Annotated in this window: 13 protein-coding genes; 7 read left to right on the top strand and 6 right to left on the bottom strand. The window is 57.7% G+C overall.

The features are described from left to right. Positions 1 to 72 precede the first annotated feature (72 nt). Entirely contained in the window at positions 73 to 450 is a 378-nt protein-coding gene (locus RHM68_RS05205; RefSeq protein WP_322220858.1) for a hypothetical protein, read from the top strand. Positions 451 to 821: 371 nt separating this feature from the next. Here RHM68_RS05205 and RHM68_RS05200 read toward each other — a convergent pair whose 3' ends face one another. Together RHM68_RS05200 and RHM68_RS05195 are read right to left on the bottom strand one after the other, a co-directional pair. Further along, complete coding sequence (locus RHM68_RS05200; protein WP_322220857.1) at positions 822 to 3,002, bottom strand: hypothetical protein; 2,181 nt, start codon at positions 3,000 to 3,002, stop codon at positions 822 to 824. Positions 3,003 to 3,340: 338 nt separating this feature from the next. Further along, positions 3,341 to 3,550 (bottom strand): cold-shock protein, encoded by a 210-nt coding sequence (locus RHM68_RS05195; protein ID WP_322220856.1) that lies wholly within the window; start codon positions 3,548 to 3,550, stop codon positions 3,341 to 3,343. 168 nt (positions 3,551 to 3,718) lie between these two features. Between RHM68_RS05195 and plsB the strand changes: the two genes are divergently transcribed. The 4 genes from plsB (at position 3,719) to RHM68_RS05175 (ending at position 8,143) form a co-directional block, all read left to right on the top strand. After that, positions 3,719 to 6,202 (top strand): glycerol-3-phosphate 1-O-acyltransferase PlsB, encoded by a 2,484-nt coding sequence (gene plsB, locus RHM68_RS05190; RefSeq protein ID WP_322220855.1) that lies wholly within the window; start codon positions 3,719 to 3,721, stop codon positions 6,200 to 6,202. Positions 6,203 to 6,302: 100 nt separating this feature from the next. After that, positions 6,303 to 6,896 (top strand): hypothetical protein, encoded by a 594-nt coding sequence (locus tag RHM68_RS05185; RefSeq protein WP_322220854.1) that lies wholly within the window; start codon positions 6,303 to 6,305, stop codon positions 6,894 to 6,896. 131 nt (positions 6,897 to 7,027) lie between these two features. Continuing rightward, complete coding sequence (locus tag RHM68_RS05180) at positions 7,028 to 7,426, top strand: YbaY family lipoprotein (protein ID WP_322220853.1); 399 nt, start codon at positions 7,028 to 7,030, stop codon at positions 7,424 to 7,426. Between the two features lie 27 nt (positions 7,427 to 7,453). Then, positions 7,454 to 8,143 carry a DUF4197 domain-containing protein gene (locus tag RHM68_RS05175; RefSeq protein ID WP_322220852.1) on the top strand — a complete coding sequence of 230 codons (690 nt, stop codon included), beginning with the start codon at positions 7,454 to 7,456 and terminating at the stop codon, positions 8,141 to 8,143. Between the two features lie 85 nt (positions 8,144 to 8,228). On the opposite strand, the gene RHM68_RS05170 is transcribed toward RHM68_RS05175, so the two are convergent. Together RHM68_RS05170 and RHM68_RS05165 are read right to left on the bottom strand one after the other, a co-directional pair. After that, on the bottom strand, positions 8,229 to 11,300 hold the full coding sequence (locus RHM68_RS05170; RefSeq protein WP_322220851.1) for an efflux RND transporter permease subunit: 3,072 nt from the start codon (positions 11,298 to 11,300) through the stop codon (positions 8,229 to 8,231). 5 nt (positions 11,301 to 11,305) lie between these two features. Continuing rightward, positions 11,306 to 12,406, bottom strand: coding sequence for an efflux RND transporter periplasmic adaptor subunit (locus RHM68_RS05165; protein ID WP_322220850.1), 1,101 nt, complete (start codon positions 12,404 to 12,406; stop codon positions 11,306 to 11,308). A 93-nt stretch (positions 12,407 to 12,499) separates the two neighbouring features. Between RHM68_RS05165 and RHM68_RS05160 the strand changes: the two genes are divergently transcribed. After that, a complete protein-coding gene (locus RHM68_RS05160) occupies positions 12,500 to 13,144 on the top strand; it encodes a TetR/AcrR family transcriptional regulator (protein ID WP_322220849.1) in 645 nt (214 codons plus the stop codon). 41 nt (positions 13,145 to 13,185) lie between these two features. Here the strand turns inward: RHM68_RS05160 and RHM68_RS05155 are convergent, their stop codons facing one another. After that, positions 13,186 to 13,968: a class I SAM-dependent methyltransferase gene (locus RHM68_RS05155; RefSeq protein ID WP_416195225.1), complete on the bottom strand. Its 783-nt coding sequence runs from the start codon at positions 13,966 to 13,968 to the stop codon at positions 13,186 to 13,188. Between the two features lie 93 nt (positions 13,969 to 14,061). On the opposite strand from RHM68_RS05155, the gene RHM68_RS05150 reads away from it, so the two are divergent. Continuing rightward, complete coding sequence (locus RHM68_RS05150) at positions 14,062 to 14,682, top strand: energy transducer TonB (protein ID WP_322220848.1); 621 nt, start codon at positions 14,062 to 14,064, stop codon at positions 14,680 to 14,682. 49 nt (positions 14,683 to 14,731) lie between these two features. Here the strand turns inward: RHM68_RS05150 and RHM68_RS05145 are convergent, their stop codons facing one another. Next, a complete protein-coding gene (locus RHM68_RS05145) occupies positions 14,732 to 15,553 on the bottom strand; it encodes an isocitrate lyase/phosphoenolpyruvate mutase family protein (protein ID WP_322220847.1) in 822 nt (273 codons plus the stop codon). Between the last annotated feature and the right edge of the window lie 24 nt (positions 15,554 to 15,577).

Genomic DNA, 15,577 nt, shown 5'->3' with positions numbered 1-15,577 from the left:
TTGGCCTTGAGCAATCGCTTGAGGCCGGCTAAATCCGCGAATGGATTTTTCAAGACCGCAGTGAGGACATCCATGCGCCAACCCGATATCGAGATTTACCTGAAAGACACTGACGTCGACTACAAGGCTATTTCGGCGTGGCTAGGCGCCGCGTTGGGCCCCTGCTCCGACTGGGTGAAAAAAGGGCAGACTTACAAGTGCAAGGCCGGCAACGTACCCGTCACCTGGCTGCCGAACGCCGTTGGCCGCTGGAATAGCTTGTTCCTGGACAGCGACCAGACCCCATGGGATGACGACATCGCCTGCGCTCGCGCAGCCTTTGCCGCACTGAACGTCGAAGTGCGTTGCGCGCCGGGCAGCTGGATCGAAGAAGAAGGTGAAGAAACCGCAGACCGCTGGATGCGCATCAGCGTGGATGGCGAAGAAGAAATCACCTGGAAGACCGCTTAAAAACCAAGTGCCAAGGGCGCCTAAAGTGTCGACATACAACTCACCGGCCGGCGTGTCGCACTTTGAGCACCTCGGCATGCTGGTCAGTGAGTAATTCACTGGCGTCCTGACTTGGCGATGTAATGACCGAAAAATCATCTGGCGGTTGGTCGGTATCTCAGCGTCGTTTGGAATGCCTTGCGTCGCGCAACTGACCACTGTCAGCAACCACGAAAAACCAATCGCTCTCCACCCATCGTTCGCTCCCGACGGCTTACGAGTCCACCGCTACGGACTCAGGACTAACGTTCACCGAGTTTAGGCGCGCAAACCACATTAACTGTCAGATATGACAGGTATCTAAGCATGCAGCATTGATAGACGAGCGTTCGTCAAAGACCCTGTTCCGCGGCGTGGTAACTGAAGATTTGGGCGGCTGAGGTATCCGGTATCACCCGAATAATCGGCACTTTTTTGGCTGTCATTTGATAAAAGTCCTGCTGCATGTACTTCGCTGCCGCCAGCCCCGACGTTTCGGTGCCGGTATACCAATAGAAAAAAGCTTCAATCGGTAGGTTTTTAGTATCTTGCGGCCACGTTTTTATGATGATCTCGTTGTGCGCGTAAGCAACTAACTCCGCTGCCGGATCCTCCCGTGCAGTAAGGCTTAACTCAAACGATGCTTGATCAGTGCCAAGACTGCACTGGTGATGAAATCGTAAGTAAGACGTTATTGGGTACTTCTGGAAATGCGCGCGCCATGCCGCAAGGGTCGTGATTTTTAACGATGCGCAGGTTCCGCTGTCAGTAGGAAAATCAATATTTTCCCCACACCCGTTCAGACTTCTTGAGACAGAGTTTGCATCATACGCATAGGCGCACAACACCTTCAGCGGATAGTCCCCGTTCTGAGTAAACACCTCTGCGGGCTTGAGGATCAGCCCCTGCAACTTGCCGAAAGCAAGTCTGTTCATACTCAAATCCACTTTCATGTAGCTGAACGCAACGCTGCCCAACGCCACCGATGATGGGCTGGGATTCCAGGCATGAAACGCGGTCGAGGCATCTGTCACCCTTATCAATACCCCGCTGCAATAGAACGCGGCTTTGTTGCCGGGACAGGTATTGCTGGTCGTTGCGTATTGCTCGTTAAGCCTGTTGGCGACGCGCTGACCATCGCTCAATACACCAACAACTTTAATCAGAATAGGCGCCGACGTAATCAGGCTGCCTGTACCCCCTTCTTTGTGGGTATGAGTCAAGGTCACAGTATGATTGAGGTTCTCGACGAGCCACGCGTTGGGCACGTCAAACGTCAGCACGCCGACCGTCGACACCTTCCGTATCGGCGTGTCACGCAGCACCACACCACTCAAACGCAGGCCGACGGTATCGCCGACCGTCAGTGTCGGGTAACTCACCTGCACGGTAGCGGTGGCGGTGGCACCCAAGGTATCGACATTCAATTCACCGGCTGGCGCTTCAACCACCTTGAACACTGCCTGGCCCGGAGTCCCCACCACAAGAACGCTCAAGGGTGACGAGGTTATCAGGCTGCCCACACCCACCACCTTGTGGGTGTGGGTCAAGGTCACGGTGTGATTGAGGTTCTCGACGAACCAAGCGCTGGGCACGTCAAACGTCAGCACGCCGACCGTCGACACCTTCCTTATCGGCGTGTCACGCAGCACCACACCACTCAGACGCAGGCCGACGGTATCGCCGGCCGCCAGTGCCGGGTAACGTACCTGCACGGTGGCGGTGGAACCCAAGGTATCGACATTCAATTCACCGGCTGGCGCTTCAACCACCTTGAACACTGCCTGGCCCGGAGTCCCCACCACACGAACGCTCAAGGGTGACGAGGTTATCAGGCTGCCCACACCCACCACCTTGTGGGTGTGGGTCAAGGTCACGGTGTGATTGAGGTTCTCGACGAACCACGCGCTGGGCACGTCAAACGTCAGCACGCCGACCGTCGACACCTTCCGTATCGGCGTGTCACGCAGCACCACACCACTCAGACGCAGGCCGACGGTATCGCCGGCCGCCAGTGCCGGGTAACGTACCTGCACGGTGGCGGTGGAACCCAAGGTATCGACATTCAATTCACCGGCTGGCGCTTCAACCACCTTGAACACTGCCTGGCCCGGAGTCCCCACCACACGAACGCTCAAGGGTGACGAGGTTATCAGGCTGCCCACACCCACCACCTTGTGGGTGTGGGTCAAGGTCACGGTGTGATTGAGGTTCTCGACGAACCACGCGCTGGGCACGTCAAACGTCAGCACGCCGACCGTCGATACCTTCTGTATCGGCATGTCACGCAGCACCACACCACTCAGACGCAGGCCGACGGTATCGCCGGCCGCCAGTGCCGGGTAACTCACCTGCACGGTGACGGTAGCGCCCGAGGTATCGATATCCAACTCACCGGCCGGCGCATCGAGCACTTTGAACACCGCGGCTTGCTGGTCAGTGAGCACTTCACTGGCGGTCTGCTCTGGTAATGTGCCTTGGGCCGTGAAGCCGACCACTGTTAGCAACAGCAAAAAACCAATGACTCGCCACATATCGCTCACTCCCGACTGTTTCCGAGTCCACCGATACGGGCTCAGGAATAACGTTCACCGAGATTAGGCGCGTAAACAAAAACGTCTACTGTTAGATATGACAGGTGGCCATGCATCCAGCATTGAGACACGGGTGTAAAGATCACCCGGAAGCAAGCGTCATGGCGCGGTAGTGAGTGGCCACTGAAAGGCACAGGAGGCGCCGTAAAGGCGACGCGCAATAATAGATGGGCTGAAAATAGCGTGACTGGAAACACAATAACCGCACAGGAGCGAAGCTTAAGCGCCAGTGCGGGCAAGCCTCGCTCCTTGGGTTATGTGTGATCCGAATAATCGGTTTACAGACCTACAACATCCTCAGCCTGCAAACCCTTATCGCCGGTCACCAAGGCGTATTCAACCTGCTGCCCCTCTGCCAGCGAACGGTGCCCTTCGCCACGAATTGCGCGGTAGTGTACGAACACGTCCACACCGTCATCGCGCTGAATGAAGCCATAACCCTTGGCATCGTTGAACCACTTCACATTGCCGGTTTCGCGCGTTGTCATGTGTCGTTACCCCTCTTCTTTTTATTGTTGAGCGGGCGAGTATATGACAGGCACAAAAACACACAACTACAGATTGGTTAGGTGCTTTTTTGCCGATTTTCGGGGAATACGGCACACTATCGACCGCCTGAGCCTTTGCTCGGTTTTATTCACTCACGCAGAAGCCGTATGACCCGCTCCCCGTTCCGCCGTCTTGTGTTTGGCACCCTGCGCCGACTGCTTTACCTCTGGGTTCGCTCGGAGACGATCAACCAGTCGTCGTTTACCCTCAACCTCGACCGCAGTCGTCCGGTGTTCTACGTCCTGCAAAATCCTTCGCTAACCGAACTCGCCGTGATTGACACCGAGTGCTCCAAGGCCGGCCTGCCGCGTCCGGTGCTGCCAGTGGCAGTGGGTAATTTGCTGGAGCCCGCCGCGTTCTTTTACCTGACCCCAGATCCCGACTGGCTAGGGCGTCAGGACAAGCGCGGCGCGCCGCCAACGCTGACACGGCTGGTCGGCACGTTGAGCCAGAACGCCGCCGAAGACGCGCAGATCATTCCGGTCAGCGTGTTCTGGGGCCAGTCACCGGACAGCGAATCGAGCCCGTGGAAGCTGCTGTTCGCCGACAGTTGGGCGGTCACCGGCCGTCTGCGCCGCTTGCTGAGCATCATCGTACTGGGGCGTAAAACCCGTGTGCAGTTCTCGGCGCCGATCCATCTGCGCGAACTGATCGAACACAACAAAGGCCACGAGCGCACCGTGCGCATGGCACAGCGCATTCTGCGAGTACACTTTCGCAACCTCAAAGCTGCGGTCATAGGCCCGGATATTTCCCACCGCCGCAACCTGGTCAAAGGCTTGCTCAATCAGCCACTGGTCAAACAAGCCATTCTCGATGAAGCCGAGCGCGAAAAAATCTCGCCCGAAAAAGCCAAGGCAATGGCCCTGCGTTACGGCAATGAGATTGCCTCGGACTACACCTACACCGCCATCCGCTTTCTGGAAGTGGTACTGAGCTGGTTCTGGAACAAGATTTACGACGGCATCAAGGTCAACCATATCGAAGGCGTACAAGAAGTCGCCCAAGGTCACGAAGTGATCTATGTGCCGTGCCACCGCAGCCACATTGATTACCTGTTGCTTTCCTATCTGTTGTTCCGCAACGGCCTGACACCGCCGCACATTGCCGCCGGGATCAACCTCAACATGCCGGTGATTGGCAGCCTGCTGCGACGCGGCGGCGCGTTTTTCATGCGCCGCACCTTTAAAGGCAACCCGCTCTATACCTCGGTGTTCAACGAATACCTGCACACCCTCTTCACCAAAGGCTTTCCGGTGGAGTACTTCGTCGAGGGCGGGCGCTCGCGCACCGGGCGCATGCTGCAACCGAAAACCGGGATGCTCGCGATCACCCTGCGCAGCTTCCTGCGTTCTTCACGCATGCCGATCGTCTTCATTCCGGTCTACATCGGCTACGAGCGTGTGCTGGAAGGCCGGACCTACCTCGGCGAACTGCGTGGCGCGAGCAAGAAAAAAGAATCGATCTTCGACATATTCAAAGTCATCGGCGCCCTCAAGCAGCGCTTCGGCCAAGTCGCGGTCAACTTCGGCGAACCGATCAAACTGGCAGAATTCCTCGACAGCGAACAACCGGACTGGCGCCAACAGGAACTTGGCCCACAGTTCAAACCGCACTGGCTCAACGAAACCACTCACCGCCTCAGCGAGAAAGTCGCACAGCGCCTGAACGAAGCGGCAGCGATCAACCCGGTCAACCTGGTGGCCCTCGCGCTGCTGTCAACCAGCCGTCTGGCGCTGGATGATCGCGCCATGGCGCGGGTGCTCGACCTGTATCTCGCGCTGCTGCGCAAAGTGCCTTACTCGCCGCATACGACGTTGCCGGAAGGCGACGGGCGCGCGCTGATCGAACATGTGAAGGACATGGACCTGCTGTCCGAGCAAAGCGATGCGTTGGGCAAGATTCTGTACCTGGACGAACAGAACGCCGTGCTGATGACCTATTACCGCAACAACGTGCTGCACATCTTTGCGTTGCCGGCACTGTTGGCGAGTTTCTTCCAGAGCGCCTCACGCATGCGCCGCGAGCAGATCCTGCGCTATACCCGCGCACTGTATCCGTACCTGCAAGCGGAGCTGTTCATTCGCTGGTCGATGGACGAACTGGATGCCGTCGTCGATCAATGGCTCGAAGCCTTTGTCGAAAAAGGTCTGCTGCGTTTCGAAAACGAGGTATACGTGCGTCCGGCGCCAAGCTCACGGCACTTCGTGTTGTTGACGCTACTGTCGAAAAGCATCGCCCAGACCCTGCAACGCTTCTACATGTCCGTGTCCCTACTGCTCAACAGCGGCCAGAACAGCCTCAGCGCCGAAGAGCTGGAAGACCTGTGTACGGTCATGGCCCAACGCCTTTCGATCCTGCATGGCCTCAACGCCCCGGAATTTTTCGACAAGAGCCTGTTCCGCCACTTCATCCAGACCCTGCTGGACCTTGAGGTTCTCAAACGCGATGAGGCTGGCAAACTGAGTTATCACGAACTGCTCGGCGAACTGGCCGAAGGCGCGGCCAAACGCGTATTACCGGCGGAGATTCGTTTATCGATCCGCCAAGTGGCATTGCATCGCAGTGAAGATGCGGCAGATTCGAACTAGTTGAAACTTTTCGACAACTACCAAGGCGAGATGAATGCTTCCCTGGTAGTTAATTAAAAGATAGATTTGGGTTTTCCATTATCACGATAAGGATATCGCGATGAACCCTAACCCCAGCATCACCCTGACTTTCAAGTTACCACCTGACTATTTAGTTCCAAATGATGGCGACTGTGAGACTCGAATCAACATTCAAGTCATCAATGCTTCCCGCCCCATAAACGTGATGAACTGGAGCCAACCCACTATCGCGGATGGCCAATGGAACTTCTCTTTCCAACACAAGTATGTGGACGTGAGTGTCAAATACCAGGTCAACATTCAATTGACGCATAATCGCAACCCATTATTGCTGGACCTGGATTACTTCGTCACCGTCGCTAAGGCGCCCCATCGGCAGATAATTCATCTCAGCCCTATTGGACAACTCTATGTCGAAGCGCAACCGCCGAAAACCATTGAGCGTGAGCAAGCGGTATCCATTAGCGCCCATGAGTACAATGAGCCGGACGCAGAACTTGTACGAATACAGTGTGATGAAGAAACAGCCTCTGCCTTTTATTTAAATTACGATCCAGCTCAAGCTGTTCCCGGAAAACGCTATACATTGAAAGGCATGGAAAACAGATATGGCCAGACTATTTCCGTGTCTCCTGATATTGCCGTCTTGGCCCCCTTTGGATTTAAAGACTAATACGAGGTTATTCCTCTACTCATCGACGTTTATTTACCCGTAGTGACTTCAGTTTCGACGTCCCGCGCAAAATCCGCTAAATTCCCCGGGGTGCCAGGATTCTTCTGGCGCCTTCGATACGGAGATCCGCAATGAAAAAATTCTCTTTATTGGCCATGAGCGCTTTGCTGGGCGCCTGCCAATCCATGCACCCCACCGCCAAAACCAGCCTCGACGGCGAAGTGTTCTACCTGCAACGCATCGCCCTGCCGCCAACGGCGACCCTGCGCGTGAGCCTGCGGGACGTGTCCCTGGCCGATGCGCCAGCCGTAGTCCTTGACGAACAAAAAGGCCCGGTTAAAGGCCAGGTGCCGCTGCCGTTTCATTTGAGCTACGATCCCGCGCAGATCAAACCCGGCCATCGTTACTCGGTTAGCGCGCGGATCGAAGTCAACGGCGAGTTGATGTTCATCACCACCGAAAACCACGCCGTGCAACTCGACGGCAACGATCCGCAACCGCTGAAAATCCGCGTCGATACCGTCCGCTAAATTCCGCTTTTGAACAAGGAAGCAGCCATGCTCCGCCCTACCCTTCGCTTCACCGGCCTGTGCGCAGGCTTGATGATTTCTGCCAGTGCCTTGGCCCTGTCCCTCAGTGACCTGTCGCAAAGCGACGCCACCGCAGGCCTAAAGGATGCACTGACCCAAGGTGCGCAGATCGCGGTGAAACAACTTGGCACGCCGGGTGGTTTCAGCAACAACCCGCAGGTGAAAATCGAACTGCCGGGCAAACTGGGTAAAGTCGCCAACAAAATGAAACAGTTCGGCATGGGCGATCAGGTCGAACAGCTGGAAACCAGCATGAACAAGGCGGCGGAAACCGCCGTGACGCAGGCTCAGCCAATTCTCGTGGATGCAGTGAAAAAGATGAGCGTGGCCGACGCCAAGGGCATTCTCAGCGGCGGCAAAGACTCTGCCACCCAGTACCTCGACAAATCGAGCCGCGAGCAGATCCGCGTCAAATTCCTACCCATCGTCAAACACGCCACCGATCAGGTTGGCCTGGCGAAACAGTACAACTCGTTCGCCGGTCAGGCCGCTACGCTGGGTGTACTGGATGCAAAGAACGCCAACATCGAAAACTACGTGACCGAACAAGCGTTGAATGGCTTGTTCGAGATGATTGGCAAGCAGGAAGAAACCATCCGCCAGAACCCGGCGGCAGCGGCCACCAGCCTCGCCAAGAAAGTCTTCAGTACGCTCTAAACCGCAGATGATCGTTCCCACGCATAGGCGTGGGAACGATCGGTGGGTGTAGGAGGCACCCTTGGTAACAAACCCTGACAGAAGATCAGGCCACGTCTTTTTTGACCCGGAACCACGCAGCATACAACGCCGGCAAAAACAGTAGCGTCAACGCGGTAGCCACAATCAAACCGCCCATGATCGCCACCGCCATCGGCCCGAAAAACACACTGCGTGACAGTGGAATCATCGCCAGCACCGCGGCCAGCGCGGTCAGCACAATCGGCCGGAAGCGGCGCACCGTCGCCTCGATAATCGCTTGCCACGGCTTCAGCCCCGCAGCGATGTCTTGCTCAATCTGGTCCACCAAAATCACCGAGTTACGCATGATCATCCCAGACAGGGCGATGGTCCCGAGCATGGCGACGAAGCCGAATGGCTGACGGAACACCATCAGAAACAACGTCACGCCGATAAGCCCCAACGGCGCGGTCAGAAACACCATGGCCGTGCGTGAGAAACTGCGCAGTTGCAGCATCAGCAACGTCAACACCACGACGATGAACAGCGGCACACCGGCCTTCACCGAATTCTGCCCACGCGCCGAGTCTTCCACCGTACCGCCGACCTCCAGCAAGTAGCCATCCGGCAGTTCAGCGCGAATAGGATCGAGGGTCGGCATGATCTGCTGCACCAGGGTCGCCGGTTGTTCCTGCCCGTAAATATCAGCACGAATTGTCACGTTCGGCAGACGGTTGCGGTGCCAGATGATGCCTTCTTCAAAGCCGTACTCAAGGGTCGCGATCTGCGACAGCGCGACGCTTTTACCGCTGTCGGTCGGCACCGCCAGGCTTGGCAGCAAGGACAGCTCGGTGCGTTCATGCACAGTGCCGCGCAGCAGAATCTCGATCAATTCGTTGTCTTCCCGGTACTGACTGACACTGGAACCGGTCAGGGAGCTTTGCAGGAATTTCGACAAGTTTGCCGTGCTCACGCCCAAGGCCCGCGCACGGTCCTGATCGACGTTCAGGTACACCACTTTGCTCGGTTCTTCCCAGTCCAGGTGGACGTTGACCACCTTCGGGTTCTCACGCACTTTGGCCGCGACTTTGCGCGCCAGCGCGCGGACTTCTTCGATGTGCTCACCGGTCACCCGGAACTGCACGGGATAGCCAACCGGAGGGCCATTTTCCAGGCGTGTAACCCGCGAGCGCAGGGCCGGAAATTGTTCGTTAAGGGTTTCGATCAGCCAGACCCGCAGGGTTTCGCGCTCCTCGATAGTCTTGGCCAGAACGACAAACTGGGCAAAGCTCGCCGCTGGCAGTTGCTGATCCAGTGGCAGGTAAAAGCGCGGAGAACCGGTGCCGACGTAGGCCACATAATTATCGATGCCTGCGTGGTCCTTCAGCAGCCCTTCGAGGCGCTTGACCTCTTCGGCGGTGTTACTCAGGGAGGCACCTTCGGCGAGTTTCAGATCGACCATCAACTCCAGCCGACCCGACGCCGGGAAAAATTGCTGCGGCACAAAACGGAACAGGACGACCGAGGCGATGAACAACATCACCGTCAAAACGATCACCGTCTTACGACGCCTGACACACCACTCCACCAAACGTCTGACCCGCTGATAGAAAGGCGTGGCATAGGGGTCGGGGTGACCGTCAGCCGTACCGTGTTTGGCCGCATGAATTTTCGCCAGGTCCGGCAGGAGTTTTTCCCCCAGATACGGAACGAAAACCACGGCGGCAACCCACGATGCCAGCAGCGCGAGTGTCACCACCTGGAAGATCGAGCGGGTGTATTCACCCGTGCCCGATTGTGCAGTGGCTATCGGCAGGAAACCGGCGGCGGTGATCAGTGTGCCGGTGAGCATCGGGAACGCGGTGCTGGTCCAGGCATAACTCGCGGCTTTGATCCGGTCGAAACCCTGCTCCATTTTGATCGCCATCATTTCCACAGCGATGATCGCATCGTCCACCAGCAAACCGAGGGCAAGCACCAGAGCGCCAAGGGAAATCTTGTGCAGGCCGATTCCCAGGAAGTACATGCACGCGAAGGTTATCGCCAACACCAGCGGAATGGTCAACGCGACCACCATGCCGGTCCGCACGCCGAGGGAGAAGAAGCTCACCAGCAAAACAATCACCAGCGCTTCCACCAGCACCTGGACAAACTCGCCAACGCCGGTTTTGACCGCGGCAGGCTGGTCCGAGACTTTACGCAGCTGCATGCCGACCGGAAGATTTTTCTGAATCCGCTCGAACTCAACTTCCAGCGCTTTGCCCAGGACCAGAATGTCGCCACCGTCTTTCATGGCCACGGCCAGACCGATGGCGTCTTGCGCCATGAAGCGCATGCGCGGCGCCGGGGGATCATTGAAACCGCGACGCACGTCGGCCACATCGGCGATACGGAAGGTGCGATCACCAACCCGAATCGGGAAGTTTTTTATCTGCTCGACCGTCTGAAAATTCCCTGAAACCCGAAGCTGCAAGCGCTCGCTGCTGGTTTCGAAGAACCCGGCGGTCGAAACTGCATTTTGCTCCTCTAGCGCCTGCTGCACAGCCGCGAGCGGCAAACCGAGCGTGGCGAGCTTGACGTTGGAGAGTTCGATCCAAATCTTTTCGTCTTGCAAACCGAGCAGGTCAACCTTGCCCACATCATTGACCCGCTGCAGTTGGATCTGGATGCGATCGGCGTAATCCTTGAGCACCGCGTAATCGAATCCGTCACCGGTCAGGGCGTAGATATTGCCGAACGTGGTGCCAAATTCATCGTTGAAAAATGGGCCCTGAAGGCCCGGAGGCAACGTCTGGCGGATGTCGCTGATTTTTTTCCGGACCTGATACCACAAGTCCGGAATTTGCGCGGAGTGCATTGAATCACGGGCGACAAATGTTACTTGGGATTCGCCGGGGCGCGAGAACGAAACAATGCGTTCGTACTCGCCAGTTTCCATCAGTTTCTTTTCAATCCGCTCAGTGACCTGGCGCGACACCTCCTGCGCCGTGGCGCCCGGCCAGTTGGTGCGAATCACCATGGCCTTGAAGGTGAACGGCGGGTCTTCGCTCTGGCCGAGTTTCGTGTAGGAAAGAGCGCCAACGACTGCCAGTAAAAGCATCAGGAACAGCACGATCTGGCGGTTACGCAGCGCCCATTCGGAAAGATTGAAACCCATAGGTGTTACTCCTTTTCCGCCAGATTAACCACGCGGTTGGAGCGGTCCACCGGACGCACTTGCTGCCCGTCGTGCAGCACGTGAACACCCGCGGCCACCACCCAATCGCTGGCGTTCAAGCCCTCGAACACTGGCACGCTGCTCTCGCCAAAGGCCCCGACCCGCACCGGCACCTTTTTCACCGTGTTGTTGGCACCGACCACCCACACATAAGTGGCACCGTTTTCGGCGGTCAAAGCCGACAACGGGATGGACAACGGCACCGACTCGGCGCTCTGGACGAACACCCGAGCGCTCTGGCCAAGTTCCGCCGGGACTTGACCGGAAGTGAAGGCAATACGTGCAGCAAAGGTCCGCGTTTTTACATCGGCGGCCGGCGACAGTTCGCGGATACGCCCGTTAAAACGCTGGCCGGGCTGGGTCCAGAGTTCCACCGACACCGGCTGCCCTACCTTGAAGCGGCCAACGCTTTGCTCCGGCAGGCTGATCAATACTTCGCGCTCGCCATCGGTGGCGAGGGTAAATACGGTTTGCCCGGCGGCCACCACCTGGCCAACTTCTACCGAGCGTTTAGCTACCACCCCGTCCTGAGGCGCACGCAATACAGCGTAGCTGGCCTGATTGGTCGAGACATTGAACTCAGCCTTGACCTGCTTCAGGCGTGCTTCACCTGAGCGGTAGAGATTTTCGGAATTATCGTACTGCGAGCGACTGACCATTTGGCGGTCCATCAGGGTTTTGTACCGGTCCCGCTCGGCGCGAACCAGGCTCAGGTTGGCCTCGGCGGCAGTGACTTGAGCGCGAACAGCTTCCAGTTGCAGGCGCACGTCCTGAGGATCTAGCTCGGCCAACGGTTGATCAGCCTTGACCCGTTGTCCCTCCTCGACCAATCGGCGGCTGACTTTACCGCCAATGCGAAAGGCCAGGTCAGGCTCATAACGCGCACGGACTTCACCGGGGTAGCTTTCCATCGCCCTGGCCGAAGGCAGCGGTTGCACCACCATGGCCGGTCGCACGGTCACTTGCGCCGCCTCTTCATGACCGCACGCAGACACTAAAAAAGCCAGGCTGACTGGCAACGCGAGGGACAAGGCATAGCGGAACATGGTGAAGGACCTTTCGCTAATGGTGCTTGGAATAATTATACTGGCCGGTATGTTATTAATAGCAAACTCACCAGTCCAGTATTAAAGCGAAGAATGTCGAACAATCTTTCAACATCCAATGGTCCAGGACGCCCCAAGGATCTGGCCAAGCGCCAGGCAATCCTCGACGCGGCGAAAACACTGTTTTTGAACCATGGCTACGCGAGCACCAGCATGGATGCGGTGGCGACCGAGGCTGGTGTATCGAAGCTGACGGTTTACAGCCACTTCGACGACAAGGAAACACTGTTCTCCGCCGCCGTGGTCGCCAAGTGCGAGGAGCAATTACCGCCACTATTTTTCGAACTGCCAGAAGGGATCGCCGTAGAACCGGTGCTGCTGAACATCGCACGTGGCTTTCATCAATTGATCAACAGTGACGAATCGGTGAACTTGCACAGGCTGATGATGAGCCTCGGCAGCCAGGACCCAAAACTCTCGCTGATCTTCTTCGAAGCTGGGCCGCAGCGCATGCTGAATGGCATGGAGCGGCTGCTGATGAACATCGATTTGAGTGGTGCCCTGAGCATCGATAAACCGCGCAATGCCGCCGAGCACTTTTTTTGCCTGCTCAAGGGCGCGGCCAATTTTCGGCTGCTATATGGCTGCGGCGAGCCGCTGACCGGCGAGGCGGCCGAGCGCCATGTGTTGGAAGTAGTCGGGTTGTTTATGCGCGCTTATCGGCCTGAGACAGCCTGATAGATTTGGGTTGTCTGGTCGGGCGTCTTCGCGACTCGGTATCAGGACTTCAGCGCCTTCTTCGGGTAAATGTCATACCGGCTGGATTTTCCATCCAGTGCATGACTCGGTTTGGGCCCGTCAATACAGGGCGCCTTGCGCGGGCGCTTGACCACCACCCGGTGGCTGGCCAAGGCCAGTGCCGCTTCGAGCAACGCTGGAGCATCCGGATCATCGCCGACCAAGGGCCGGAACAGGCGCATTTCCTTCTTCACCAGCGCGGTTTTCTCTCGATGAGGAAACATCGGGTCGAGGTAGATCACCTGCGGTGGCTCGCCCTCCCAGTTACGCATCAGCTCGATGGAATTACCTTTGAGCAAGCGCATCCGCGCCACAATCGGTGCCACGTCGAAATCTTCCGCGCCACGGGCCAGACCATCCTCAAGTAACGCGCCGATCAGCGGCTGCCGTTCGATCAAGCTCATCTCGCACCCCAGGCTGGCCAGCACAAAAGCATCCTTGCCCAACCCGGCCGTCGCATCCAGCACGCGCGGGCGCACGCCCTGAGCGACACCGACAGCCTTGGCAATCATTTGCCCCGTGCCACCGCCAAACAACCGACGATGCGCCGCACCGCCCTCAACGAAGTCCACCCGCACCGGCCCCGGCGCATCAGCACCCAGCTGTTGCAGCTGCAAACCCTGCTCACCGACCTGTAAGGCAAACTCGCCGTCATCAACCTGCAACGGCAACCCCAGGCGTTCGGCCCATTGCTCGGCCTGCGGTTGAAAGGTCGTGCTCAAGGCCTCGACGTGAATGCGGCAGGCCGCAGGTTGCTCAATCATGGGAAAACACGCTCAAAAAATTAATGATCGGCAAAAACGGCCGATAACAAAACTATCGAGCATATTGCCAGAGCTGAGCGTCGACCGAGAAAAATGTCAGACATTCAACGCACATCCGTAGGCTATCTATCGCGTTATGGCGATTATGGTCTGCGAAACTCCCAAGCACTGAGCGGCGTCAGTCACCTGTGGCAAGATTTCTTTGCCCAGGCCCTGGCCGAACAGTCGAGCGATGTTGCGCCTGCCTGCGGCACTTTCCCACCGGTCGATCTCGACAGCCCTGTCGAACCGACTGTCGGCAGCGATCTGCTGGCGCACATCGTTTCCCAGCGTGAGTGCGATGTAAAAGAAACCGAGGTCAAGCCTCCTGAGCCTCTGTTCCTGCCGATCGCCGAGTTCGAAATGGACCTGGCTGACAAACCCTTCCCGCCGTTCCCGCCAGAAGAAATCGCTGCTCAGCAGAAGCAACAGAACTTTGAGAGTGGCTGGGTACGTCCGATCGTGCTCAACGCTGGCCAGCCTGCTCCAGAAGCCGGCCCGGCACCGCAACCGCGTCCACTGCACCTGCCAATCGCCGAATTCGAACTGCATTTGTTGGACAAGCCACTCCCGCCGTTCTCGCCTGAAGAACTGGTGGAGCAGCAGAAGCATTTCGATTTCGATACCGGCTGGGCGCGCCCGATCGTTCTACAGAACCTGCGCATCGCCGCTTGACCCTTCGCGACACCGAGCACCCGAAACCGTCTCTTCAGCCTTTGACTCTTTAGGCTTTGAACAATTGATTGGCCTGTTGAAAGGGCATTGACCGAGCGGTAAACCCAAACGTCCCCGACTTCTGGATCTCTTCGGCCGCGCGAAAGAACTCGCCATACGCTGCCAGCGCGAGCGACGACCCGACACTGATGCGTTTAACCCCCATTTCGCTCAACTGCTCGACAGTCAATTTGAGGCCGCCGGACATCAGCACGTTGACAGGCTTGGGCGCCACCGCGCGCACCACCGCCAAGACCTCTTCGGCACTGCGCAAACCAGGCGCATACAGCACGTCGGCCCCGGCTTCAGCGAACGCCTGTAAACGGCGCAGGGTATCGGCCAGATCGGGATTACCGTGCAGGAAATTCTCGGCTCGGGCAGTCAGCGTGAAGGCGAAAGGCAAACGGCGAGCGACTGCAACGGCGGCCTCGATCCGGGCAACGGCGTGCTCAAAGCAGTAGATCGGGCTGTCTTCGCGCCCGGTGGCATCTTCAATCGAGCCACCTACGGCACCGACGGCAGCAGCGCGCAGCAGACTGTTGGCGCACTCTGCGGGACTGTCGGCAAATCCGTTTTCCAAGTCCACGGCCACCGGCAGGTCGGTCGCTGCGACAATCGCCTGAACGTTGATCAGGGTCTCGCCCAGGTTCAATCCACCGTCGGGGCGGCCCTGAGAAAAAGCATACCCGGCACTCGTTGTCGCCAGCGCCTCAAAGCCTAGACTGGCGAGCATTTTCGCCGAGCCCGCATCCCACGGGTTCGGCATGACAAACGCCCCTGCGCGCTCATGCAGCGCTTTGAATGCGTGGGCTCGAAGGGTTTGCGCATCCATTGGCAGGCTCCTGAGGGGAAAACG

Origin of the sequence: Pseudomonas sp. DC1.2 (assembly GCF_034351645.1) — a bacterium.
GTDB lineage: Bacteria > Pseudomonadota > Gammaproteobacteria > Pseudomonadales > Pseudomonadaceae > Aquipseudomonas.
Note: the sequence above shows the minus strand (reverse complement) of the source record. Positions and strands in the feature narration are given on the sequence as shown.

Excerpts from the sequence above, each read along its gene's own strand:
- RHM68_RS05205 (WP_322220858.1), top strand. The coding sequence starts at position 73 with ATGCGCCAACCCGATATCGAGATTTACCTGAAAGACACTGACGTCGAC.
- RHM68_RS05200 (WP_322220857.1), bottom strand. The coding sequence starts at position 3,002 with ATGTGGCGAGTCATTGGTTTTTTGCTGTTGCTAACAGTGGTCGGCTTC.
- RHM68_RS05195 (WP_322220856.1), bottom strand. The coding sequence starts at position 3,550 with ATGACAACGCGCGAAACCGGCAATGTGAAGTGGTTCAACGATGCCAAG.
- plsB (WP_322220855.1), top strand. The coding sequence starts at position 3,719 with ATGACCCGCTCCCCGTTCCGCCGTCTTGTGTTTGGCACCCTGCGCCGA.
- RHM68_RS05185 (WP_322220854.1), top strand. The coding sequence starts at position 6,303 with ATGAACCCTAACCCCAGCATCACCCTGACTTTCAAGTTACCACCTGAC.
- RHM68_RS05180 (WP_322220853.1), top strand. The coding sequence starts at position 7,028 with ATGAAAAAATTCTCTTTATTGGCCATGAGCGCTTTGCTGGGCGCCTGC.
- RHM68_RS05175 (WP_322220852.1), top strand. The coding sequence starts at position 7,454 with ATGCTCCGCCCTACCCTTCGCTTCACCGGCCTGTGCGCAGGCTTGATG.
- RHM68_RS05170 (WP_322220851.1), bottom strand. The coding sequence starts at position 11,300 with ATGGGTTTCAATCTTTCCGAATGGGCGCTGCGTAACCGCCAGATCGTG.
- RHM68_RS05165 (WP_322220850.1), bottom strand. The coding sequence starts at position 12,406 with ATGTTCCGCTATGCCTTGTCCCTCGCGTTGCCAGTCAGCCTGGCTTTT.
- RHM68_RS05160 (WP_322220849.1), top strand. The coding sequence starts at position 12,500 with ATGTCGAACAATCTTTCAACATCCAATGGTCCAGGACGCCCCAAGGAT.
- RHM68_RS05155 (WP_416195225.1), bottom strand. The coding sequence starts at position 13,968 with ATGATTGAGCAACCTGCGGCCTGCCGCATTCACGTCGAGGCCTTGAGC.
- RHM68_RS05150 (WP_322220848.1), top strand. The coding sequence starts at position 14,062 with ATGTCAGACATTCAACGCACATCCGTAGGCTATCTATCGCGTTATGGC.
- RHM68_RS05145 (WP_322220847.1), bottom strand. The coding sequence starts at position 15,553 with ATGGATGCGCAAACCCTTCGAGCCCACGCATTCAAAGCGCTGCATGAG.